The organism is Marivita sp. (assembly GCF_017643905.1).
Lineage (GTDB): Bacteria > Pseudomonadota > Alphaproteobacteria > Rhodobacterales > Rhodobacteraceae > Marivita.
Genome location: NZ_JAEPMO010000230.1, coordinates 1 through 4,547, shown reverse-complemented (window position 1 = coordinate 4,547; position 4,547 = coordinate 1). Strand labels below are relative to the sequence as shown.

Genomic DNA, 4,547 nt, shown 5'->3' with positions numbered 1-4,547 from the left:
GACAATCACCCCGGAACAATTGGAGCTCTTCGACACCCTCGATATACCAAAACCCGCTTGATCCCTTCTCGGTAGTCACACAATGGCAGACCTGGCCATAACAATATCAATCACTTAGACGATTTGCTGTCGAACTTGGCGGACCTGGAAGACGTGTTCCTGTCACTCACACGCTCGGCCTGAACCTGCGCGGGATGCGTTTTAGAAAACGCATCCTCACGTTCCAACGAGGGGTACAAGGCTTTTCGAAAAACCTTACCCCGCCCGTTGCAGCATCCGTCCCAGAACCCGGCCGCCCAGCACGTGGACATGCAGATGCGGCACCTCCTGCACACCGGCTTCACCCGCGTTTGAGATGATACGGTATCCACCCGCCTGCAACCCTTCGGCCTTTACGACCTCACCCACGGCGCGGTTGAAATCGACGATTTCGGCATCGCTCGCCTCAAGCACGAAGTGATCGTAGCACACATAAGGCCCTTTCGGGATCACCAGCACATGAATCGGTGCCTGAGGCTGGATATCCCGAAACGCCAGCGTGTGTTCGGTTTCAAGCACGGTGGCATTCGGGATCTCGCCACGCAGGATTTTGGCGAAGATGTTCTGGTCGTCATAGGTGTAGGCCATGCGGCGTATCCTCAGTCTGCAAACAGGTGGTCGGTGCGCGCGATTTCCAGCGCCTGTTCCGGCGCGATGGACAGGAAACTGGCCAATGCGGCGGCGTTGACCTCGATACTGTCTTCCTCGCGGATGCGCAGGTGGTTTTCGAACTCCGCATCGCGAATCCGGTCGCTTTCATGCACGATGTCGTTGCGGATGGTAGGCAAAAGCCGTTCGAGCGTTTCCTGCGGCGTACGTTCGCCGGCCAGCCCGACGCGCATGGCGTGGCCGATCAGGTAATCATCCGTGAAGGTGCAATTCACCTCAAGCAGGCGTGTCGTGGCGCGGTCGCGGCAGAAATCCTCAAGCAGGTCCAGATTGCCGGGGTCCATACAGACCACCATGCGATCCGAGTCGAAATAGTCGAACAGCATCCGCATGAGCGATCGCCGATGGCGATGCCGCTTGCCCAGCGTTGACTGGATGCCCCCCATATCGGGCAGATCCGTCTGTTCTTCGTTGAAGGGGTATTCGATGCAGGGCACGTTTGTCTGCTGCCGGATCCGCGACACCAGCCGTTTGGCCACGTGCCACTTCTTGCAGACCACGATCAGCAATTCGCGTTCGCGGCCCAGCGTGCTTTCCGTCTCCCAGAAGCGAGGGGCAAAGCGGCGGCCGATCCGGCCCTTGCCGGTGAGGAACTTGTAGAGCGACCGGCCTTCGTTCGAGATCTGGAAGTTCACACCCTTCGCAGAATACAGCGACCCCAACCGCTCTTTCAGTTGCAAAGCCTCTGGACTGATCTTGCGCGCGAACAGGAAATCCTGACTGAGCAGCAGATCGAAGTGGTCGTTGTAGAAGGTGACCGGCATCCCGTAATCCGAGAACATCAGGAAGGTCAGCGTCCGGCATTCGATCTCGTTCTCGGGCACGAGGTGCCGCACCAGCGTCTGGAAAAACGTCTCGTCAGGGATCCAGGTGGTGCTGAAAAACCGCATGACATCGCGCCGCTGCCGGACGAAATCAAGGATCGCCTCGATGGTGCGGCGCCGCAGGCACCACCACTGGCTGCCGATCTGGATTTCCAGATCTTCGGGGATCTTGCGGGTGAGACCCAGCTTTTTCTGCCAGTTGAAGCTTTGGTAGAAGATCCATTTCTGGGTGCGCTCGTTGAAGTAGTGGCGGTAGATCAGCCGCTCTTCCTTCATCCCGGTCTTGATCCAGTCAGACGCGAAGAAATCGAAGCTCTCAATGAAATCCGCATCCATCCGGTCAAGATATTTGTGCGCGTATTCGGCGGTCTTGATCGCCTGGCAATCGCCCGAGAGCATGTAGAAATGCGTGGCCCGAGGGAATGCCTCCACCGCCGCTTCAACGGCATAGAGCGTAGCCTGAACCAGCGACCATTCCCCCCAGCCACATTTGATTCGCTTCTTCGCAAAGGTGACGTTCGGGTTGTCCGACAAGGCCGTATGAATGGCTGCGTAGGCCGCTGCATCCGCCCGCGCATCAAAGTGAATGGAAATGTAATCCCCGACCGCTGTCAGGCTCAGCGCCTGTCGGATGATCGCGTCCGGGTCCTTGTGACACAGCAGTATGAAGGCAATATTTGCCATTCAGGTCTTCATTTGCCCAACTATTACCTCTTTTTCATAGTGATACGCATGTTCAGTGATTGAATAAACCGACTTTCTTTGATTTTTTGTTTACGTTACCGGACGACAAGAGCCCGGAACGAGGCTGGAGGCGGCAGAAAAATGGGTTTTCCCGGCACATGGATGACCGAAAGCGAAAGCATGGTCTATCGCGTGGTTCCGAAATGCGCGTGTTCGACCATTGGTCAGATCATGTATTATTCCGATCATGGCACGTTCTTTGACGGTGACATCCACGATGCGCAATCCGGCCTGCATAAATGGGCTCTGGACCATTCGAAGGACCCGATCACGAAGCGCATTCAGGCACAGGACACCTATGCCTTTACCTGCGTGCGCAACCCCTACACGCGCATCCTCAGTTCGTTCTTCGACAAAATCTGCGGCATTCAGCGCAACGGCAAACGCTATCGCGGTAACCTCGTGCCGCTGCTGATCCAGAAATACGGGATCGAAGTTGGTGGCGAGGACGGCAAGCAGGAGTTCGACCAGATCAAGAGCTTCCGCCGCTTCCTGCTCTTTGCCCGCGACACCATCCGCTGGCGCCGTCCGATGGAGCCAGACATCCATTGGTCCGCGATGTCCGGCCATATCAGCACCTTCATCGTCAATGGCGGCCGCTACGACAACATCTTCTGGACCGAGACCTTCAACGACGGCATGGCCGATGTGCTCAACCATGTCGAAACCAAGAAGAAGATCGACCTCAAGACCATTCCCCGCTTCAACGAAAGCGAAGGGCATGGACCCAAGCGGGCGCATCCGGTCGAAGATTATTTCGACGATCTGTCGATGCACCTGATCTACGAGATCTACAAAAAGGATTTCGAGCTCTTCAAATACGATTTCGAGAACCCGGGGAACAAGATGCCCATCGGTGAGATCGATCTTGATGAAGTGCACGCCAAGCTGGGTGACTGACGGTCAAGCTTGGCGGGAACACTTTTCGAAAAGCGGTTTTAAGCCGCTTCGAAGCGGCTTCCGGCGCCGATCACTCCGGCAGGTCTGCTGACGGGATGATCGGAAAGAACTGCCCGCCCGACCAGACGCCAAACCAGCTTTGGCCATCAACCTCGTGGTGCGCGCCGCAATCGACCAAGCGGTAGAAACTCTTGCGGTCGATCAGCGCTTCGAGATTGGCGCGGACCAATACGTAAGGTGACGGCTCTCCGGTCTCGGCATTCCGTTCGACCCGGATCGGGTGCTCAGGCCCGGCGACCGCCGTATCTCCGACATGGGTGGTGAAGGTCAGCACCTGATCCTCCCCCCCACCGGTCACGTCGAAATCGGTGGCAACAAACGGCGCATCATCCACCGTGATTCCCACCTTCTCGACCGGGGTCACGAGGAAATACTTGTCTCCATCCTTACGCAGAATCGAAGAAAACAGCTTTACCAAAGGGGCGCGGCCGATCGGCGTGCCAAGATAGAACCACGTCCCGTCACGGGCGATGCGCATGTCCAGATCACCGCAAAACGGCGGGTTCCACAGGTGGACCGGCGGCAAACCCTTGCTCTTTGTGGCGCGAACAGAGGCAGCGATGCCTTCGGCGGATGGAATTACACGATCTTGTGCGCTCATTGCTTTTGCCATTTCCCCTTTGCGCGTTACACTTTCTTGAAACGGACATAATGCGCAAGGGAGACACGTCATGGCCGCAGGCGAAGATTTGGTCGCAGAGATCGAAGCGCTGGAAGACAAGCTGGCCCAGGCCAAGACCGCGATCACCCGCCGCTTCATCGGTCAGGAGCGTGTGGTCGAACTCACCTTGGCGGCACTTTTGTGCGGCGGTCACGGTCTGCTGATCGGCCTGCCCGGCCTTGGGAAAACCCGTCTTGTTGAGACCGTTTCGACCGTCATGGGGCTCAATGGCAACCGCGTGCAGTTCACGCCGGACCTGATGCCTGCAGATATTCTTGGCTCCGAAGTGCTGGAAACCGGGTCTGATGGCAGCCGCGCGTTCAAGTTCATCCAAGGCCCGATCTTCTGCCAGCTTCTGATGGCCGACGAAATCAACCGCGCCAGCCCGCGGACACAGTCGGCGCTGCTGCAGGCGATGCAGGAAAAGGCGGTGACGGTGGCAGGCGAAACCCGCAAACTTGATGCACCGTTCCACGTTCTGGCCACCCAGAACCCGATCGAGCAGGAAGGCACCTACCCCCTGCCCGAAGCCCAGCTTGACCGCTTTCTGGTGCAAATCGACGTGCAGTATCCCGACCGCAAGACCGAGAAAGAGATCCTTCTCGCCACCACAGGTGCGGAAGAGGCCGATGCTTACGAGGTCTTTACCG

General features: G+C 57.6%; 5 protein-coding genes. 2 read left to right on the top strand and 3 right to left on the bottom strand.

Going from position 1 to position 4,547, the window contains the following annotated elements; genetic code table 11:
- Positions 1-255: 255 nt before the first annotated feature.
- Both JJ869_RS22220 and JJ869_RS22215 read right to left on the bottom strand, forming a co-directional pair.
- Positions 256-627, bottom strand: a complete 372-nt coding sequence (locus JJ869_RS22220) for an HIT domain-containing protein (RefSeq protein WP_292270901.1) — start codon at positions 625-627, stop codon at positions 256-258.
- 11 nt (positions 628-638) lie between these two features.
- The gene (locus JJ869_RS22215) at positions 639-2,216 is read right to left on the bottom strand and encodes a DUF5928 domain-containing protein (RefSeq protein WP_292270899.1); all 1,578 of its coding nucleotides are present in this window, start codon (positions 2,214-2,216) and stop codon (positions 639-641) included.
- A gap of 141 nt (positions 2,217-2,357) precedes the next feature.
- Between JJ869_RS22215 and JJ869_RS22210 the strand changes: the two genes are divergently transcribed.
- Positions 2,358-3,176 carry a sulfotransferase family protein gene (locus tag JJ869_RS22210; protein ID WP_292270896.1) on the top strand — a complete coding sequence of 273 codons (819 nt, stop codon included), beginning with the start codon at positions 2,358-2,360 and terminating at the stop codon, positions 3,174-3,176.
- Between the two features lie 70 nt (positions 3,177-3,246).
- On the opposite strand, the gene JJ869_RS22205 is transcribed toward JJ869_RS22210, so the two are convergent.
- Positions 3,247-3,837, bottom strand: coding sequence for a DUF1285 domain-containing protein (locus JJ869_RS22205; RefSeq protein WP_292270893.1), 591 nt, complete (start codon positions 3,835-3,837; stop codon positions 3,247-3,249).
- Positions 3,838-3,907: 70 nt separating this feature from the next.
- On the opposite strand from JJ869_RS22205, the gene JJ869_RS22200 reads away from it, so the two are divergent.
- Positions 3,908-4,547, top strand: a 640-nt coding sequence (locus JJ869_RS22200; RefSeq protein ID WP_292270891.1) for an AAA family ATPase, incomplete at its 3' end; no start/stop codon positions are given.